15 protein-coding genes are annotated in these 18,319 nt (G+C 55.1%); 8 read left to right on the forward strand and 7 right to left on the reverse strand.

Annotated features, from left to right (window positions below):
- Positions 1-112 precede the first annotated feature (112 nt).
- Positions 113-1,285 (reverse strand): MalY/PatB family protein, encoded by a 1,173-nt coding sequence (locus tag Q7C21_RS07270; RefSeq protein WP_078804374.1) that lies wholly within the window; start codon positions 1,283-1,285, stop codon positions 113-115.
- Between the two features lie 16 nt (positions 1,286-1,301).
- Entirely contained in the window at positions 1,302-2,891 is a 1,590-nt protein-coding gene (gene malX / locus Q7C21_RS07275) for a maltose/glucose-specific PTS transporter subunit IIBC (protein WP_003853444.1), read from the reverse strand.
- Positions 2,892-3,065: 174 nt separating this feature from the next.
- On the opposite strand from malX, the gene malI reads away from it, so the two are divergent.
- Positions 3,066-4,091: a Mal regulon transcriptional regulator MalI gene (malI, locus tag Q7C21_RS07280; RefSeq protein WP_375150557.1), complete on the forward strand. Its 1,026-nt coding sequence runs from the start codon at positions 3,066-3,068 to the stop codon at positions 4,089-4,091.
- A gap of 42 nt (positions 4,092-4,133) precedes the next feature.
- On the opposite strand, the gene Q7C21_RS07285 is transcribed toward malI, so the two are convergent.
- Together Q7C21_RS07285 and manA are read right to left on the reverse strand one after the other, a co-directional pair.
- Positions 4,134-5,633: a YdgA family protein gene (locus Q7C21_RS07285; protein WP_039660294.1), complete on the reverse strand. Its 1,500-nt coding sequence runs from the start codon at positions 5,631-5,633 to the stop codon at positions 4,134-4,136.
- Positions 5,634-5,765: 132 nt separating this feature from the next.
- Positions 5,766-6,941 carry a mannose-6-phosphate isomerase gene (manA, locus tag Q7C21_RS07290; protein WP_375150558.1) on the reverse strand — a complete coding sequence of 392 codons (1,176 nt, stop codon included), beginning with the start codon at positions 6,939-6,941 and terminating at the stop codon, positions 5,766-5,768.
- A gap of 197 nt (positions 6,942-7,138) precedes the next feature.
- On the opposite strand from manA, the gene fumC reads away from it, so the two are divergent.
- Positions 7,139-8,536, forward strand: coding sequence for a class II fumarate hydratase (fumC, locus tag Q7C21_RS07295; protein ID WP_375150559.1), 1,398 nt, complete (start codon positions 7,139-7,141; stop codon positions 8,534-8,536).
- A gap of 44 nt (positions 8,537-8,580) precedes the next feature.
- On the opposite strand, the gene tus is transcribed toward fumC, so the two are convergent.
- Positions 8,581-9,510, reverse strand: coding sequence for a DNA replication terminus site-binding protein (tus, locus tag Q7C21_RS07300; RefSeq protein ID WP_105099205.1), 930 nt, complete (start codon positions 9,508-9,510; stop codon positions 8,581-8,583).
- A gap of 186 nt (positions 9,511-9,696) precedes the next feature.
- On the opposite strand from tus, the gene Q7C21_RS07305 reads away from it, so the two are divergent.
- The 4 genes from Q7C21_RS07305 (at position 9,697) to Q7C21_RS07320 (ending at position 12,750) form a co-directional block, all read left to right on the forward strand.
- Positions 9,697-10,899, forward strand: coding sequence for an MFS transporter (locus Q7C21_RS07305; RefSeq protein WP_375150560.1), 1,203 nt, complete (start codon positions 9,697-9,699; stop codon positions 10,897-10,899).
- Between the two features lie 204 nt (positions 10,900-11,103).
- Complete coding sequence (locus tag Q7C21_RS07310) at positions 11,104-11,598, forward strand: Rrf2 family transcriptional regulator (RefSeq protein ID WP_003853455.1); 495 nt, start codon at positions 11,104-11,106, stop codon at positions 11,596-11,598.
- 286 nt (positions 11,599-11,884) lie between these two features.
- Complete coding sequence (locus tag Q7C21_RS07315) at positions 11,885-12,178, forward strand: contact-dependent growth inhibition system immunity protein (protein ID WP_140033472.1); 294 nt, start codon at positions 11,885-11,887, stop codon at positions 12,176-12,178.
- A 218-nt stretch (positions 12,179-12,396) separates the two neighbouring features.
- Positions 12,397-12,750, forward strand: coding sequence for a type II toxin-antitoxin system HicB family antitoxin (locus tag Q7C21_RS07320; RefSeq protein ID WP_003853458.1), 354 nt, complete (start codon positions 12,397-12,399; stop codon positions 12,748-12,750).
- Positions 12,751-12,834: 84 nt separating this feature from the next.
- On the opposite strand, the gene oqxB is transcribed toward Q7C21_RS07320, so the two are convergent.
- Entirely contained in the window at positions 12,835-15,987 is a 3,153-nt protein-coding gene (gene oqxB, locus Q7C21_RS07325; protein ID WP_003853459.1) for a multidrug efflux RND transporter permease subunit OqxB, read from the reverse strand.
- A gap of 12 nt (positions 15,988-15,999) precedes the next feature.
- Positions 16,000-17,154 (reverse strand): efflux RND transporter periplasmic adaptor subunit, encoded by a 1,155-nt coding sequence (locus tag Q7C21_RS07330; RefSeq protein WP_003853461.1) that lies wholly within the window; start codon positions 17,152-17,154, stop codon positions 16,000-16,002.
- A gap of 302 nt (positions 17,155-17,456) precedes the next feature.
- Between Q7C21_RS07330 and Q7C21_RS07335 the strand changes: the two genes are divergently transcribed.
- Complete coding sequence (locus tag Q7C21_RS07335; protein WP_003853463.1) at positions 17,457-17,798, forward strand: helix-turn-helix domain-containing protein; 342 nt, start codon at positions 17,457-17,459, stop codon at positions 17,796-17,798.
- Between the two features lie 86 nt (positions 17,799-17,884).
- Complete coding sequence (locus tag Q7C21_RS07340; RefSeq protein ID WP_003853465.1) at positions 17,885-18,319, forward strand: ribonuclease domain-containing protein; 435 nt, start codon at positions 17,885-17,887, stop codon at positions 18,317-18,319.

Consider the following 18,319-nt stretch of genomic DNA (forward strand, 5'->3'; position numbering starts at 1 on the left):
GAGCATTATAAAAATATCTTGCGCAACAGCGCCAGCTATTTGCGCAACAGCCTCGCCGGATGCTGCTTAATTACCCATAACCAGCGAGTGAGAGCCACTTCGCCGATGGATGTCAGCCCTGCAACTGATGTATCGCCGCAATAAGGCGCGAAATGCCATCTTCAATCTTACTACGCGGACAGCCAACGTTAAGACGCAGAAACCCGCTGCCTGCGTCGCCGTAGGTTGAGCCGGGCATAATCGCCACCCGTTGCTGGATCAGCGCCTGTTGCAGTGCCTCTTCAGGAATACCCAGCGCATTCATATCGATCCAGGCGAGATAGGTCGCTTCAGGGATGTGCCAGTCAAGTCCGGGAAACTCAGTGTTGAGGCGATCGGCAACCCGCGTGAAATTGCCGTAAAGATAGCTGCGTAGCGCATCCAGCCACGGCTCGCCATGTCGGTAGGCGGCAACGTGTGCCGTGACGGCCAGCACCGCCGGAGACGAAAGGCCGTCAGCATTTTTCAGCGCCTGAAACCAGGCTGCTCTGTCCGCCGCATCCGGGATGATGCCCCACGCACCCGTCAGGCCCGGCACGTTGAAGCTTTTAGACGCCGAGGTAAACAGCGCCCAGTCACTGCGTGCCACGCTGGCCCACGGAGTATGGGGTTGATTACCCATGATCATATCCATATGGATTTCATCGCTGATCACCCGCACGCCGTGACGATCGCAGAGCGCCGCCATCTGTTGCAGCTCCGTTGTCGTCCAGACTTTGCCGGTGGGATTGTGGGGGCTGCAGAGCAACAGGATTTTGCAGCGCGGGCGCGCCAGTCGCGTCTCCAGCGCGGCCATATCACATCGCCAGCGCCCGCGATCCCGCTGCAACGGCATCTCCAGCACCTGTCGCTGATTGCCGCGTACAGTTTTATAAAAGGCATCGTAGGCGGGAGTATGAAGTACCACTTCATCATCCAGGTGACTCCAGCGACGCAGCATCTGCGCCACCATATAGATCACTGACGGGCCATAAACCAGCGTGTCAGCATCGGGCTGGTAGCCGAAACGACTGGACATCCAGTGACAGCAGGCGGAAAGAAAATCGTCATGCTGCCAGCGACTATAACCCAACACGCCGTGTGCCACGCGCTGCGCCAGAGCCTGCTGAACCGCTGGTGCTGTTCTGAAGTCCATATCGGAAATGGTAAATGGCAACAGATCGGATACGCCAAAGCGGTCAGCCACAAAATCCCACTGCGTAGACCAGCTGCCACGGCGATCGATGACTTCGTCAAAGTTAAACATTATCGGCTCCAGCGCATCATGCAGTCACATTCATCAGGTGTGACAGTTCATCTTTCACCGACTGCACCTGCGGGCCAATGACCACCTGCAGGCTGGTCTGATTGAGATGCACAACCCCAATCGCGCCGTTGGCTTTCAGCGCCGCATCGTCCACCTTACTCATATCCGCCATGGTTAAACGCAGACGTGTCAGGCAGTTGTCCAGCGAGGTAATATTCTCAACGCCGCCCAGCGCCGCCAGGATAGCCGGTGAGTTATAGCCCGATTTACCTTTACCGGCATTGCTGACCTGCTGCGCAACCGCACTGGTATTTTCTACTTCCCGGCCCGGCGTTTTGATGTTGAAGTGCAGAATGGCGAAACGGAAAATCAGGTAGTAACCGGCAAACCATATCGCTGCAACAACCGGTACCCAGTACCACTTTGTCGACAGGCCGTGTAGTACACCAAACACGACAAAGTCGATGATATTGCCATCTGTATTGCCGATAGTAACCCCGAGTATCGCCATGATGGTGAAGCCAACACCGGTCAGCAGAGCGTGGATAAGATAGAGGAAGGGGGCGACAAACAGAAACAGAAATTCGATCGGTTCAGTGGTGCCGCCGACCACGCAGGCCACTACGCCAGAGATTAACAGACCTTTAATCTTATGGCGATTCTCCGGCCGGGCGCAGTGATAGATGGCTAGGGCGGCACCAGGCAGACCACCGAGGAAGGCCGGCATTTTGCCCTGAGACAGGAAGCGGGTCGCGCTTTCAGCAAAACCGTGGGTTTCCGGGCAGGCGAGCTGCGCCTGGAAAATGGTTAACGCACCGCTGACGCTCCTGCCACACACATCCAGTGTGCCGCCTGCATCGGTAAAGCGCATGATCGCCACCAGAATATGCTGCAGGCCAAACGGCAGTAGCAGGCGTTCGCCGGTACCAAAAATCATCGGGCCAAAGTCACCCGCGCTATTAATCATCCAGCCTAATCCGGTAATGCCCCGTGCGAAAAATGGCCAGATCAGCGGCACGACCAGCCCCATTAACCCAATCACCAGCGTGGTGATAATCGGGACAAACCGGGTGCCGCCAAAAAAGGCCAGCGCATCGGGTAGTCGGATGTTATGGAAGCGCTCGTGTAGCCAGAACACGACGATACCCACAATCACCGCACCCAGTATGCCTGTATCGATCGACGGAATCCCCATGATCGGCTGAACGTTATTCGCTTTCAGCAGGGCGGCATCAGTGGTCGGCAGAATGCCATTGATATTTAGCCAGAAGTTGATGCTGAGGTTTAATACAGCATAACCCACGAAACCGGCAAACGCTGCAACACCTTTATTCTCGCGCGCCATACCCAGCGGAATCGCAATAGCGAACATCAGCGGCAGATAGCTGAAGGCAAACGATCCCAGCTTGGCCATCCACAGAAAGAGATATTGGAGCCAGGAGTGATCAAGCACAGGTAACAGAGTCAGAACGTCATGGCTGCTCAGTGAACTGCCAATCCCGAGCATGATGCCGCAGAATGAGAGCAGGGCAACCGGCAGCATAAAGGTTTTCCCCAGACTCTGGAAAAATTCCCAGACGGACATTTTTTGGTGAGAGGGTGACATGAACGCTCCTGGATAAAAGGACCATTGAGTAAAGTGGCGGGATGATAAAACGTTTTACCTAGATCTTATGCGCGCTGAATCACAATCCTCAGGTCATGGGTGATATTATTCTGACGTCATAAGGTGTAACGTTTTACCTTGTTTTCTAATGCTGTAGTTCAGTTGAGTAATCTGATGAGTAAAATCACCATCAATGATGTTGCGGCGGCGGCGGGCGTCTCGGTGACCACGGTATCGCTGGTGTTATCCGGTAAAGGACGGATCTCTGTGGCCACCATGGCACGCGTGAATGAGGCCATTGAGCAACTCGGCTTCGTCCGTAACCGTTCAGCGACCATGCTGCGTGGCGGTGAGAGTGGTGTGATTGGATTGATTGTCCGCGATCTCAGTCAGCCGTTTTATGCCGAGATGACGGCAGGTCTGAGCGAAGCGCTGGAGAAGCAGGGCAAATTGCTGTTCCTGACGCAAAGCGGTGCTCAGGGGCAGCATCTGCATCGCTGCTTTGAGTCACTGATCGCTCATGGGGTGGATGGTATAGTGCTGGGAGGCGGTGCCGACAAGGCCAGCCAGATTGTGACGAGAGCCAGCGAACTGAATATGGCGTTAGTCTGCGCCGCGCGCGCCTGTAGCCTGGAAGAGGTGGACGCTATCCGTCCCGATAATGCTCAGGCTGCGCGTCTTGCCACTGAATACCTGATTCGTCAGGGACATCAGCGGATTGCCTGGCTGGGCGGCCATAGCGCTTCACTGACGCGGGCGGAACGGCTTGGCGGCTATTGCGCCACACTGCTGCAATATGGTCTGCCGTTCAGGCCTGAATGGATTATTGAATGCGGCAGTACCCAGAAAGAGGCTGCCGAAGCGGCGGTCCAGTTGTTTCAGCACCATCCCCGATTGACCGCCGTGCTGGCTTACAATGCCACTACCGCGCTGGGGTGTTATTTTGGGCTGATGCGCACCGGGCGCACATTTTCCCGTGGTGCAGTCGACAGCTATTACGATCAACAACTGGCTTTAATGGGGTTTGGCGATGAACCGCAGGCGGAACTCACCGATCCCCCTCTGACGTTTGTCACCAGTTCCGCACGGGAGATTGGCCGCGTGGCCGCAGATCGTATCCTGCAGCGGATGGCGCATCCTGACGCCGCCCGGCAAAACGTGATTATGCCGCCACAGCTGGTTATTCGCGGGTCGGCATAAAAAAGGCGACCCGGAGGTCGCCTTTGATGGAAGACAGCGCAATTACTGTGGCATGCCTTCGCTGGTGGGCATGCCCAGCATATAGCGGGACATGAACTGCTCCAGCGTCATCTTGTCGCCGTTCATGTTCACCTGACCGTTGGCATACTGCAGGCTGGTCACGATGTTGTTATCCTGCTGCTGAGTCAGGCGGAACATCTGACCCATCGCCGCCAGACCCTTCACCTGCTGATCCGCCAGCTTTTGCGCGTCGTCGGCCTGATAACCTTCAGCCAGACCTACCTTACGCATGGTTTCGGTGGCCATCGGCATGTTGATGACCAGTTTGCTATCCAGGCTTTTCAGCACCCGATCAACCATGGCGCTGAGGGTCTGCGCTTCGCCGGTGACGGTGGACGGATCGTTGAAGCTGGCGGTCAGATTGAAGGTACTTTCACCTTTATCGTTTTTCCAGCTCAGCGGAGCGATGCTGATGGATGGCGAGCCTTTCAGCAGCATCGACAGGTTGTTCATCAGAATCTGATGAACGCCCGCCTGATAGCGAATAGGGTCTTCCGCAACGCCAGGCTGGCTCAGCAGTTCCTGCATCTGCGCGTTGTAACGATCGGAGAAGGCTTTGACTGCCTGGGCATCAAACTGGGACAGCTTCATTTTCAGGGCTGCCTGACCAAAATCCTGTTTCTGCAGCTGAACGCCTTCAACCTTGTAATCGATATTGCCGCCAATCTTACCGGCACTATTATCGAACGAGGAGGTGCCTTTCATTTTATTCAGCGTCAGGGCATCCTGACCATTGATGCTGGCATTCACCTTCTCAATGTCTACCGACTGGTCGCCGATACGCACGCCTTCCGGGCTGAGATGTGTGTTACCGCTTAGCTTCAGACCATTAATGGTGAAGAGGACAGGCTGGCCCATCTCATTTTTGCTGGTCAGCGCGAGGCTATCAACGTCACCGTCCAGCGACACTTTATCGCCTTTGTTATCTGCACTGACGTTGAAGGTGCCGCCATTGGTGGCCAGGCGTTCGCCGGTTTGGGCATTCTGATAGTCAACCGGCAAGACGCGCAGCGCGGTATCCGTGGCGCCGCTGTAACCAATGCGGGTGTCTGCGTTAATCAGAGACTTGTTCCCGGTCAGTTCAAACAGTTTTTTCACCGCATCGGTGTTAGCCAGTTCGGTATGAACGGACGCCATGCTTGGGATCAGATTGAAATGCTTCAGCTGCGCGAACGGGAAAGGACCATGATCGATAGTCTCATTCAGGATGATGCTCTGACCCGGTTTCAGCAGCGGATTATCTTCCGTCTGTGAGCTGGCCTGAACCACCAGATTTACTTTGCTGCTGAACACGCCGCGCTGATAGTCCTGATAGCTGATCTTCAGTCGGCTGTTCGGGGCATAAGCATTCAGCTGAGCGTTGGCGTTTTGCACCAGCTGGTCCCTGTGGCTTTCAATCTGCTTGCCGGTGAACCATGCCGCGCCAGTCCAGACTACGCCCAGTGCGATGATCACACCTACGGCAACATTGGTCTTTTTCATTGCTGATTCGTCCTTATCCTTGAGTCCGCTTATGCCGCAGGTTTAGCCTGGCGACCGAAGAAAAACGCCCGCAGGCGTTTAAAAGCTAATAGGTTGAAATAATAGCAGTTAACAGGCATGCCGTCAGCCGCTTCACCCTAAGTCGTTAAACACCCGCGCCAGTCGGCCCGTGCCAGCCGCCGTAACCGGTGATTCGCTGGCGGCAATGAAGCAGGACTCGCCAGGCTTCAGCGTCACCTGCTGCTCGCCTTTGGCGATCACGGCCTGGCCTTCGATGCAGAACATTATCGCGGCGCTCTGCTGCGCCAGCGACTGGGGTTGTGCATTGAGACTGTGAATAGCAAAGGCAAAATCGTCGACCGGAATCGGGAAGCGCAGTGTGTTGCCCTGGTGCTCCGGCGCTGTCAGCAACGCATTAGCGGGCTTCTCATCGAACTTCAGATTAGCCATCAACTCGGCAATATCGATATATTTCGGGGTTAAACCGGCCCGCAGGACGTTATCGGAGTTTGCCATCACCTCCAGTGCCACGCCTTTCAGATAGGCGTGCGGGGTTTCCGCGTAGAGGAACATCGCCTCGCCAGGTTGCAGGGTAATGACATTCAGCAGCAGCGGTGAAAACAGGCCACTGTCGTCAGGATACTCTGCCGCAATCATACGGATGGTTTCCCATGGCTCGCCCTGTTGCACGTCAAGCGCAGATTTCAGCACGCCCAGCGCCAGCGATTTCGCCTCGCCCTCCAGTGACAGCAGGGTAGAGAACAGCGCGGCCAGCGTATCCTTTTCAGGGTGCTGCAAAAAATGCGCAATCTGTGGATGTGCGCCCGCCACCGGTTCCAGCAGTGAAACCATCTGCGTCAGTGTGCGAAAGCCATTCATCGCCTGAAACGCAGTCAGCGCGTAGACCAGCTCTGGCTTGTGGTTGGCATCTTTATAATTGCGCTCAGCCGCAGCCAGTGGAATACCCGCTGCATTCTCACGCGCAAAACCCACTTCGGCGGCATGCTTGCTGGGATGAACCTGAATCGACAGCGGTTGATCGGCACATAACACTTTGAACAGGAAAGGCAATTCACCAAAACGCTGCGCCACCGCATCGCCCAGCATCGCCGCAGGCGAAGCATCAATCACGTCAGGCAAAGAACGCTCGCTGCCCTGATCAATAACGGTTGAAGGGCTTTTCGGATGTGCGCCCATCCAGAGTTCCGCCATCGGCAGCCCTTTTGGGTTCTCAACCCCATAAAGTTCAGTCAACGCAGTTTTGCTGCCCCACGCGTAGTTTTGCAGCGAATTGTTCATTTTTTGCATCGCATAATCCTTTATCACGGGAAATTATTGCGGCTATTAAAGCAGAAACTACCGGTAAAAATACATATCCAGCGCAAAAGGACGCTAAGCTCTGATAATGTTAAATTATTGTATATTACTATTCTGACTGCCTGGCAGCCGATCGTGATCACGGACCAGGCGGTCATTCTTTAAAACAAGGTGAAGGAGACGTATTCATGGCAGCCAACCGCATTGAGAAAGATTCAATGGGCCCCATCGACGTACCGGTAGACAAACTGTGGGGCGCGCAGACGCAGCGCTCACTGGAACACTTCCGCATCTCAACTGAAAAAATGCCGACCGCGCTGGTGCATGCACTGGCACTGACCAAGCGCGCCGCCGCCAGCGTGAACCGCGATCTGGGCCTGCTGCCCGCAGATCGCGCCGATGCGATTATCAGCGCGGCGGATGAAGTGCTGGCGGACAAGCATGCGGATGAATTCCCGCTGGCAATCTGGCAAACCGGTTCCGGCACGCAGACCAATATGAACATGAACGAAGTGCTGGCGAATCGCGCAAGTGAAATCCTCGGCGGCGAGCGCGGTATGTCGCGCCTGGTCCATCCTAACGACGATGTGAACAAGAGCCAGAGCTCCAACGATGTCTTCCCGACGGCGATGCATGTCGCCGCCGTGATTGCCCTGCGCGAACAGCTGATCCCACAAATTCAGGTACTGAAAAAGACGTTGAGCCAGAAGTCTGACGCCTTTAAAGATATCGTCAAAATTGGCCGTACTCACCTGCAGGATGCGACGCCGCTGACGCTGGGCCAGGAGATTTCCGGCTGGGTGGCGATGCTGGAGCATAATCTGAAGCATATCGAACAGAGCATTCCGCACGTGGCGGAACTGGCGCTGGGCGGAACCGCAGTTGGCACCGGCCTGAACACCCACCCGGAATATGCAGTGCGCGTGGCGAAGGCGCTGGCCGACCTCACGCAGCAACCGTTTGTCACTGCGCCAAACAAGTTTGAAGCGCTGGCCACCTGTGATGCGCTGGTGCATGCGCATGGCGCGTTGAAAGGGCTGGCTGCTTCACTGATGAAGATCGCCAACGATGTGCGCTGGCTCTCATCCGGTCCGCGCTGCGGCATCGGCGAAATTGCTATTCCTGAAAATGAACCTGGCAGCTCCATCATGCCAGGCAAAGTGAATCCAACGCAGTGCGAAGCGATGACCATGCTTTGCTGCCAGGTGATGGGCAATGATGTCGCAATTAATATGGGCGGCGCGTCCGGTAACTTTGAGCTCAATGTGTTCCGTCCGATGGTGATCCATAACTTCCTGCAATCGATTCGTCTGCTGGCAGATGGCATGGACAGCTTTAATCATCATTGTGCCATCGGCATTGAGCCGGTGCGCGAGCGTATCGACCAGCTGCTGAACGAGTCACTGATGCTGGTGACGGCGCTCAATACCCATATTGGCTATGACAAAGCGGCAGAAATTGCCAAGAAGGCGCACAAAGAGGGGCTGACGTTAAAAGGCTCCGCGCTGAAGCTGGGTTATCTTACCGAAGAAGAGTTTGATGCCTGGGTCCGGCCGGAAGAGATGGTCGGCAGCATGAAGTCCTGATATGCAGGATGAGTCAGAGGCCAGCAGATGCTGGCCTTTTTTATTCAGAGGGGGCAATCAACCCACAGATGCAGGCGGGGTATCAGCAGATTCAGCGGCTCAGCGGCCGGTTTATGACGATGCGTTATGTTATCGGCGTCGTAATTGAGTAACTCGCCCAGCACCGGAACCTGAGTGCGATCGCGACAGATCACCAGTATTGGCGACGGGCAGGCGAGTTGCGTTTGCTTCTGTTCATCCGCGCGCCAGACACGAGCCACCGGCTGAACTTTTACGGGACGCTTGATTTTCAGCCGTGCCGAAGCGGGCAGGGCGCGTACGCTTGCAAGCTCCTCCTGCACTTTTTCCGCCCACTGTTCCCGTGACCACGGTGCCTTCGCCCGTCCCGACTTCAGGCTTTTTTCCAGCTGGGCGATCACCTCTTCGCGCCTGAGATTCTTGATAATGTGCTTGTTGGCCCAGCCGAAACGCAGGCTGTCTGGCGCGCTCAGCAGGGTAATGGTGCGATAGGCATTCAGGGTAATCAGCCCGCGCAGGTGCTGGTGGACAAACTCAAAACGCGCTTCACTCGGCAGCCCTGAATCCACGGTAATCAGCTGCTCCAGCCTTGCTTTCAGCTGATTGATAAGTTCGACCAGCGAGACGATTTCCGCTTCCTGTTGCGCATCACATTCAATACAGAGTGCGCCGGGTAAGCGTACGGCTGCTTTCGTGCTCAGCTGTTCAGACTGGTGCTGCATAAAAAGGCGGCAGTAGTGGTCAAGCGCCATCTTTAACGCGCGCTCACCGAGATGCTGCTCAACGGCAATCCGGGTAATCGCCTCATGTTCGCGGCCTTTCACCACCGGCGGCAGGCTGAATACACGGGCGATCAGCAAGGGTGTCGCTTCAATCTGCTGACGCAATTCACCCAGTGCCAGTTCCAGATCGTTAACACACTGATGCATATCAGCCACTAAGTCATAGCGCGTCATGTTGTGCCTCCATAGTTACAACGTCCACAATGTGGCAGAAGCGTCGGAAGGATGCAAGCGCCATATAGTTACAACATACTATAAGGTTTAATCAAAAAACCGTGCGGTCTGTCTGGCCTGCCAGCGAAAAGGAGATCACACATTTTGGCTTATCGCAGAACATGTTATAAAACGGTTCGCCTGCTAATGAAGAGACCCCTTGTGAATCAGAACATCAAACCCGGCATCGCCGCCATTTTTACCCTTGGCTGGGTACAGATACTTTCCTGGGGCGGGTCGTTCTACCTGATGGCGGTAATGGCGAATCCGATTGCCGCAGAGACCGGCTGGTCACAGCAGTGGATTTACGGCGCGCTATCAACCGGCATTCTGGTGTCGGGCCTGCTGTCACCGCTGGCGGGCAGAATTATCGCCCGAACCGGTGGCCGCCTGCTGCTGGCACTGAGTGGCGTCGTGATGGCGGTGGGGCTGGTGATAATGGCTTACAGCGTCACGCTGCCGCTGTTTCTGTTCGCATGGGTAATTATTGGCATCGGAATGGCGATGGGCCTCTATGATGCGCTGTTTGCCACCCTCGGCACCTGCTATGGCGGTAAGGCGCGTTCCGCGATTACCAGCATTACACTGATTTCGGGCTTCTGCACCACGCTGGTCTGGCCAGGCACGGCGTTGTTAATTCACGGCTTTGGCTGGCGGGATGCCACGTTGATTATTGCAGCCATGATGGTGGTCTGCGTTTTGCCTGCTTATCTGTTTGACATACCGGCAAATCACGCGAAGCAGCCTGTGAAAAGACGGAGCAGGGAGCCTGCCTCAGCGGAGATCGAACCTGCGCTGTTCTGGCTGCTGTGCGCCATTTTTACGCTGGCGTCCGTGATCATGACAGCGATTTCGGTCCAGCTCATCGCTTTGTTGCAGGCGACGGGCCATACGCTGACCTCGGCGCTGGCGATCAGTGCTGTGATGGGTCCGTGTCAGGTGGGATCCAGACTCGTCGACATCGCCTTTAAGCGCAGTCATCCCATTCGAACCACCTTTTTCTCCGTCGGACTGGTCGCCGCAGGCTTGCTGCTGCTGGCGATCTTTCCACAGATGGCGCTACTGAGCATGGTGTTGTATGGCGCAGGAAATGGCTTACGTGCCATCGTGCGCGGAACTTTGCCGCTGGTGATGGTCAAACCAGAGTCTTACGCAATCGTGGTGGGTAAAATGGCCCGCCCGGCATTGATGGGACAGGCGCTGACACCGCTGATTGGCGGATATGTGTTTGAAAGAATGGGTGCGCCGGCGACGCTATGGTTGCTTTGCACCTTAGCAATCTTTAACGTGGTACTGGTTATGGCGCTGAAGCAGCGATTACCGGCGGTATCGGTCACCACCGCCCGATAGCTGGGGCCATTAAGTTTTGAGAGAAGCGGGCCGTTAGCAGGCTAAGCACCTTGTGCTATCGGGCCTCCGCCTTTGGTGAATACGTGCCTTGTCACCGCTGGCTTGCTTCAAAAAAGCAACAGTGTTTGTTATATTTATTGCTCATTGATTGTTCACTTATGCGGCAATAAAACAATAAGATCCACCGCAACTCAGGATAAATAAATGCTTGATTATCGCTTCCCGACAGCTTTGCAAATGGTTCTGAGCGTAGCGATGGCGGAGCAAATGGGTAAACGCTCTACCAGCGCGATTCTGGCCTACGGGCTTGAAGCGAATCCCAGTTTCATACGAAAATTAATGGTTCCGCTGACCCGTGACGGCATTATCGTCTCGACGCTGGGCCGTACAGGCTCCATTCACCTGGGCCGTCCTGCTGCGGAAATTACCCTGCGGGATATCTATGTCTCCGTCATCGAAGACAAAAAAATCTGGGCCGCGCGTCCTGATGTTGCACCGCGTTGTCTGGTCAGTGCCAACCTCTGCTGGTACTTTAAGTCGATAGCTGATGAAGCCGAGCAGGCGTCGCTGGATGTGCTGGCAAAACGCACCGTGGCAGACGCGCTGAATGAGCTGAAGGTACGCGATACCAGCAACTGCACTGCCGTGCCGGAGCCTGAACCCGAAGAGATTGATGATCTCTGCAAAAAGAGCCGCTGATAGCGGCTTTTTTTATGCCTGCTGATCCGTAACAGCCTGCCTCAAAACCACCATAAGCCAATAACTCACTTCCTGGGGCGGTTATCACGCTGAACCTGAGGGATCATTTGAAAGTTCAGCATCCATCAAAATATAAATGTTGTTTTCGTTTTCTGAAATGACAAGAGAACACGTTCACGAAAATCTGTTTTCTGGCTTTTGATGGATGTAAAATTTGAGGGGAAGAGAAAATTAACGGAAAACCCTATTATTTTCTGACTTCATATCCTTCTTTCTGAGGCTATCAATGAATAAAAGCTATAAAAATACTGGAACGCTTATTCGGGTTTTTTTTGGTCAGGATTATGATCTTTTTGGGGAAACGGTAGAAGAAATACTGGACAGTTATTTAGAAACTGAGAATCCAAAAACAGCAGCAAAAGTCTGTCAGGAAGCAGAGTATTTACTATTGTTGAATGATCAGGTACTTACAGAGACGTTTGAATCCATCAGCCAGGGAGAGTTCTATCCTGAACCCTGGGGGGAAACGGTGCGAACTTTTCTGGAAAAGATAAAAAGTCATTTAAGTGCCAGACTTTAACTCTCATGATTAACGGGTCATGTGGTTAATGACTGTGAGTAGAGTTTTTGCCCTAGTGAATAGCGAATGAAATGAGGGAGCGTAAGATGAGTCAGGAACACGTTCGCTTCCACTGAAGTGTACCGATATATGTGTGGTAAATTTTTTATTATTAATCAATTTATTATTTAGAAAATCCATTGCTGATATTCAGGTAATCAGAATGCAGGAGGCCAAAGATGGATAATCATTCAGATCTGGCTAACGTCGCCGGGCAACCCGCCGTGATCACCTATGTCCCCGAACTCAACATGTTCCGTGGACGCTTTACTGGCCTGTCAGGTTACTGTGATTTTGTCTCTGACAGCGTACAGGGCCTCTACAAAGAGGGCGAGATTTCGCTGCGCGAATACCTGGAAGATTGTGCAGCCTCCGGCATCAATCCTTACGCTGAGCAGGAAAAAATCAAAACCTTCACGCTGCGATACCCTGAATCACTGGGAGAGCGCCTGTCTCAGGCGGCAGCTGAAAATGAAACTTCACTCAATGCGTTTATCATCGAAACGCTGAATGAAAAATTAAGACAGCGTTAACCGCGAAGCCGGATTGACAGGCAATCAATGAATCACAAATAAAAAAAGGGCGATCAGTTGATCGCCCCGGTTAACATCTGTGGTTTACACCGTCACTGACTCTGCATTGCCAGACCGGCGCGTCACCAGTTTGCGCAGGGCGACATAGAACACCGGCGTCAGGAACAGGCCGAACAGCGTCACGCCGAGCATACCGGAGAAGACGGTGATGCCGGTCACGCCGCGCACTTCTGCACCTGCGCCTTCACCCAGAATCAGCGGGATGGTGCCGGCGATAAAGGCGATGGAGGTCATCACAATCGGACGCAGACGCAGGCGACACGCTTCCAGCGCCGCTTCCACAATGCCTTTGCCCTGAATCTCCAGCTCCCGTGCGAACTCCACGATAAGAATCGCGTTCTTACAGGCCAGCCCCATCAGCACCACCAGTCCGACCTGCACGAAGACGTTGTTGTCACCGCCGGTCAGCCAGACGCCAAACAGCGCAGAGAGCATCGTCATAGGGACAATCAGGATCACCGCCAGCGGCAGCGTCCAGCTCTCATAAAGCGCCGCCAGCACCAGGAACGCCAGCAGGACAGCCATCGGGAAGACAATCAGCGCGGTATTGCCCTGAGTTGACTGCTGATAACTCAGGTCAGTCCACTCGATGTTCATGCCGTTCGGCAACAGCTGACCGGACATCGCCTCAAGCTGGCTCATTGCCTGCGCTGAAGAGAGCACGCGCGGGTCGGCATCACCAATCAAATCCGCCGCCGGATAGCCGTTATAGCGGATCACCGGGTCGGGGCCATAGGTGGTGGTGATGTTAACCATGCTGCCAATCGGCACCATCTCACCGCGGTCGTTTCGGGTGCGCAGGTTAGCAATATCTTCCACGCTGTCGCGGAAATCGCCATCCGCCTGCGCCATTACACGCCAGGTGCGGCCAAAGCGGTTGAAGTCATTCACATAGGACGAGCCAAGATAGGTCTGCAATGTGCTGAACAGGGCAGTCAGCGACACGCCCTGTGCCTTGGCTTTATCCCGATCAACCTTCACATCAAGCTGCGGAACGTTGGCCTGATAGGAGGAGATAGGGAAGTGCATCCCTGGAGTCTGCATGATGCTGCCCGACAGCGTATTGATTGCCGTCTGCAATGCGCCATAGCCCAGACCGGCACGGTCCTGCACATAGAGCGAATAACCGGAACCCTGACCCAGCCCCAGAATCGGCGGTGGCATAATTGAGAAGCCAAACCCCTGCTGGATTTGCGAGATCTTCGCATTGATCTCCGCGTTGATCTCCGCTGCCGTATGTTTGCGCTCATTAAACGGTTTCAGGCCGAAGAAGACCGTTCCGCTGTTTGGCGTATTAGTGAACTGCAACGCATTCAGGCCGGGGAACGCCACCGCATAGGCGACGCCTTCGGTCTGCATACCGATTTCACTCATCTTACGAATCACTTCATCGGTGCGCGCCAGTGACGAGCCTTCCGGCATCTTCACGCCACCAATCAGGTAGAGCTTATCCTGTGTTGGGATAAATCCACCTGGCACGGTGTGGAACATAAAACCGGCACCGGCCAGCAGCAGCACATACACACCAAACACCGCACCACGGCGACGCAGCGTGCGACCGACCAGTGATTCATAGCCATGCGCACTGCGCTGGAAGAAGCGGTTAAACGGACGGAACAGCCAGCCAAACAGCGCGTCAATGATCCGCGTTAACCGATCTTTCGGCGCATCATGACCTTTCAGCAGCATCGCTGCCAGCGCAGGCGAGAGCGTCAGCGAGTTAATGGCGGAGATCACCGTGGAGATCGCAATGGTGGTGGCAAACTGTTTGTAGAACTGCCCGGTAACGCCCGACAGAAACGCCATCGGCACAAACACTGCGCACAGCACCAGCGCAATCGCAATGATCGGCCCGGAGACCTCTCGCATTGCCTGATGCGCCGCAGCACGTGGCGAAAGTCCCATCTCAATATTACGTTCGACGTTCTCCACCACCACAATGGCGTCATCCACCACGATACCAATCGCCAGCACCAGCCCAAACAGGCTCAGGGTGTTCAGCGAGAAGCCGAGCAGATAAAGCACGCTAAACGTACCGACAATGGAAACCGGCACCGCCAGCAAGGGAATGATCGAGGCGCGCCAGGTCTGCAGGAACAGAATCACTACCAGCACGACCAGGATCACCGCTTCAAGCAGAGTCTGAACCACCGCTTTGATCGAGTCCCGGACAAACACCGTCGGGTCATAAGGCGCGGCCCATTTCACATCGTTGGGGAAGCGGGTCGCCAGCTCATCCATTTTGGCGCGAACCGCATTAGAGAGGTCAATGGCGTTAGCACCAGGCGCCTGGAAGATACCAATACCAACGGCGTCTTTGTTATTCAGCTGCGAGCGCAGGGCATAACTGCCTGAACCCATCTCAATCCGCGCCACATCACGCAGGCGCACCAGCGAGCCATCTTCTGAGGTTTTCAGGATGATGTCGCCGAATTCCTGCTCGCTCTCCAGTCGTCCCTGCGTGTTGATCGACAGCAGGAAATCGCTCTGCTTTTTCAGTGGCTCGGCACCCAGCTGACCAGCAGAAACCTGCACGTTCTGCTCCTGCATCGCCGTCACCACATCAGAGGCGGTCAGACCACGCGCCGCGACTTTATTGGGATCAAGCCAGACGCGCATCGCATATTCGCCTGCGCCGAAAATCTGGATCTGACCGACGCCCGGCAGACGCGCAAGCTCATCTTTCACCTTCAGCGTGGCGTAGTTACGCAGGTAGAGCGAATCATAGGTATTGTTGGGTGAGAACATGTGAACGACCAGCGTCAGGGTCGGCGACATCTTCTGGGTTGTTACCCCCAGACGACGCACATCTTCCGGCAGACGGGCTTCCGCCTGTGCCACGCGGTTCTGCACCTGCACCTGTGCCTGATCGGGATCGGTGCCAGGACGGAAGGTGACGGTAGTCACCAGCACGCCGTCCGAACCGGCCACAGACTTCATGTACATCATGTTCTCGACGCCGTTAATCGCCTCTTCCAGTGGCGTCGCCACGGAGTCTGCAATCACCTTCGGGTTAGCGCCAGGATACTCAGCACGCACCTGCACACTGGGTGGCACGACGTCGGGATATTCACTGATCGGCAGTAACGGGATAGAAATGACGCCGGTGACAAAAATCAGGATCGACAGCACCGCAGCAAAAATTGGCCGGTCGATAAAAAAGCGGGAAAAGTCCATAGCGGCCTCGAATTATTGAGCGGCTGCCGCACGCATGGCGACCTGCTGAGCAGTGACCGGCATGCCGGGCATAAACACTTTTTGCAGACCGGCGATGATTACCTTGTCACCGGCGTGCAGACCCGACTTAACAATACGCAGGCCATCTATCATCGCGCCGGGCTGGATATCGCGCCGCTGCGCTTTGCCTTCTCCATCCACCACGTAGACATATTTCCGATCCTGGTCGGTTAACACCGCTTTATCATCGATCAGCACCGCCTCGAACTGCGCGCTGCCTGGCAGACGCACGCGGGCAAACAGACCCGGCGTAAACTGACGCTGTTGATTGTCGAGCAGGGCGCGCATCCGAATAGTGCCCGTGCTGGCGGTCAGCTGGTTATCCGTGAAATCGATTTTGCCCTGATGCGGAAAACCCTGTTCGCCAACCAGCGCAATCTCGACCGGCAACGCATGACGCTGCTGGCCCTGACGCGCCATCGCCTGATAGTTGAGGAACGTGTTCTCATCGACATCGAAGTAGACATACATCTGCTGCTGCGACACCAGCGTGGTCAGCACGCTGGCGCTGTCGCCAGCGGTGACCAGGTTACCAGCGGTGATCTGCGCGCGGCTGGCGCGACCATCAATCGGTGCGGTGACGCGGGTAAAGTCCAGGTTAAGCTGCGCCATATCGACCGCGGCTTCTGCGGCCAGCACATCGGCCTGCGCCTGACTGGCAGCAGAACGACGCTGTTCCCACGCTTCGCGGGAAATCGCCTGTGTGCCGATCAGCTTCTCGCTGCGGCCGGACTCACTGCGGGCCAGACTCGCCTGGCTGCGTGCACGAGCCAGTTCCGCTTTGGCCTGCTCCAGCGCCGCGCGGTAACTCCGGTCATCAATGGTAAACAACACCTGACCTTTTTTGACTTCATCGCCTTCCCGATAGTTAACCGAGTCGATGTAGCCCGAGACGCGCGGACGCAACTGCACGCTTTGCACTGCTTCCACCCGTCCATTGAAGTTGTCCCACTGACTGACTGGCTTGATCAGCACGGGTGCGGCGCTCACTTCAGGCGGTGGCGGCGGGGCGTTTTGCGCCACACCCTTGTCGCAGCCGCTCAGTTGAGTGATGAGCAGTACCATCCCTAAGAGGGTTAAACCCTGACGAACCCGGTTCGTAATCATTGTTGTTATTCCGCGATAGATATAAACAGGCGGCCTGCAGGCCAATATTTGCAACTTTTAAGATTGCAATTAATCGCGGTGAGTGTAGGCTTGCGGGGCTGGCAACTGCAAGAATAACAGATACACTTTATGTGCGGTTTAGGGCAGGGCGATGAAGACCTGAACAGATCAGCATAAACCCTACAAAGAGTGCGGCATTTAATGTACTAATAAAACTTGCATTAAATGGCATAGTCAGCCACCCTTAAGTGTAACTGCAACTGATACTAATACTTTTCGCCACGGCGACAGGAGAGACTGGAATGATGAGTGATGCCTTTATTCACGATTTAATCGACTGGATTGATAACAACATCGAAGCACGTCTGGATCTGGATACTGTTTCAGAGCGCGCGGGTTACTCCAAATGGCACCTGCAGCGTATGTTCAAAGAGCACACCGGCTATCCATTGGGCGAATATATCCGCGTTAAGAAGCTGAAAAAATCAGCCGATCGCCTGACCACCACCGATGAGCCGATTCTCAATGTGGCGATCTCGTTAGGTTTCGACTCGCAGCAATCCTTTAACCGCAGTTTCAAACGTCAGTATGGTGTCGCGCCGGGTGCATGGCGTCGTCACAGCGGGGAATCGCACGCAGCTTAACCTCGCCAGGGCCAGCTTGTCTGGCCCGCGCTTTTCTCTGTGCATAAAACTGGTATCATCTGCGTCCTGTTGTCTCGGATGCCATCATGTCAAAAAAACTCTGGATTGGACTTTTCCTTGTCCTCGCGGCCTGTTTCTACGGCCTGAAACCTTATCTGAACACGGGTTCTACACCTGCCCAGGCGGATATCGCCACCCTGACCGATGCCCATACCGTGGCCCGCTGGGTGCTGCAGCATCAGCAATTGCCGGACTACTACCTCACTAAAAGCGATGCGCGTAAGCGTGGCTGGAATCCAGCCAAAGGCAATCTGTGCGAAGTTCTGCCAGGAAAAGCTATCGGCGGCGATCGATTTACCAACCGTGAAAAACGTCTGCCATCGCGTGCAGGTCGTCAGTGGTATGAAGCGGATGTGAATTATCGCTGTGGTCATCGCGACGCCGATCGTCTGGTCTACTCCTCTGACGGGCTGGTGTTTCTCTCCACCGATCACTACCGCAGCTTCAGACAGGTACCCTGA

It is taken from the genome of Pantoea sp. ANP04, assembly GCF_041982285.1.
Classification (GTDB): Bacteria; Pseudomonadota; Gammaproteobacteria; order Enterobacterales; family Enterobacteriaceae; genus Pantoea; species Pantoea eucalypti.